Origin of the sequence: Dietzia natronolimnaea, from assembly GCF_002289575.1 — a bacterium.
GTDB classification, from domain to species: Bacteria; Actinomycetota; Actinomycetes; order Mycobacteriales; family Mycobacteriaceae; genus Dietzia; species Dietzia natronolimnaea_A.
Genome location: NZ_NTGA01000057.1, coordinates 1 through 1,160, shown reverse-complemented (window position 1 = coordinate 1,160; position 1,160 = coordinate 1). Strand labels below are relative to the sequence as shown.

1 protein-coding gene is annotated in these 1,160 nt (G+C 62.2%); it reads right to left on the bottom strand.

The window, feature by feature from the left end:
- Positions 1–129 precede the first annotated feature (129 nt).
- Positions 130–489: a DUF4352 domain-containing protein gene (locus tag CEY15_RS18570; RefSeq protein ID WP_176475181.1), complete on the bottom strand. Its 360-nt coding sequence runs from the start codon at positions 487–489 to the stop codon at positions 130–132.
- Positions 490–1,160 lie beyond the last annotated feature (671 nt).

Sequence of the window (1,160 nt, the reverse complement as noted above, 5' to 3'; positions counted from 1 at the left end):
ACCATCGCTGCTGTGTCGCAGGGTGATTTATAGCTTTTTGAAACGTCGACTTTTGGGCTCCAGGGTTTAGTGGTACAGACTCCGGGTGTTGTTCACTGCATCCTGCCCTTCGCAGCCCGAAGTTAGGAGTTATCCCACCGCAGGGATGGGCCACTCCCAGGTGTCTACGCCGGGCACCTCGAGAAGCAGGGTCTGGGAGTCCGCAGGAACGTCGAACTGGAGCATTCCGGCGTACTTGGATCCTGGGTTCAGCATCCCGCCGAGCCCATCCGGGTCGGCGTTGCAGGGCGACATCAACGCCCCTGTCTCATTCTTTTTCGTGACCCCCTCGGCCGTGACGACCGACCAGTTGTAGGTTTGAAACGACCCGGTGAGCATGTATTCGCTGGCCCCTGGCTTGGTCTCGATCGTCAGGTCCACATCGAGGAGTTGCCCCTCCACGGGTTCTATTGGGTACTCACACTCGGAAGTTCGGCTGATGTCGGTCACTGTGAATGCAACGCATGGTTCGCCGCCACAGTCGCCTTCGGAGCCGTAGGCGCCCTCCTGGCCAACCTCTTTCAAAATAGCTCCTCGATCGCTGCGCGGCGGCCCATCGTCACTGTTCGGAGCAGCGGGGGAGTTGCCCGGTGTCCCATTGTCGCTGCCCGTGGTGCTGCACGCCGCGGCAAGGAGCGCCACTGCCGAGATGATCATCAATCGCCGCACGGCGACCTCCCAGTTCGTAGTTTCAGACAGATTAAGTCCCCCGACTACGGCGGGGGCTGATCTGGGTCGGTCGGACGATGCTGAAGCTGCGGAAGGCGCAAGGGCAGTGGGGCACGCCGGCTCGAGTGCGAGACGCCACCGCTACGAATTTAATGCACCAGGCCCGTCCAATCCGCTCTGGCAGATTCGAAGACCTCGCCTTCGGTGAACTGCCGGCCTGTGACCCTCAATTTCGTTTGGCGGTGTCAGGTGATGCCGATGCCGAGGGGAGGAGCATCGCGCGGCGACGGTCCTCCCTTCAGTGGGGGGGCGCCGATCGAACCTTGAGGTTCATCGCCCCTGCTCATGACTACGCCGTCTTTGGCTTCTGCCGGCGCGGGGCTGGCTTCTCGGTCTCGCGTTGCAGTGCCCGGTAGACGGTGGTGCGGCTGACGCCCAAGACCTCGCCGATC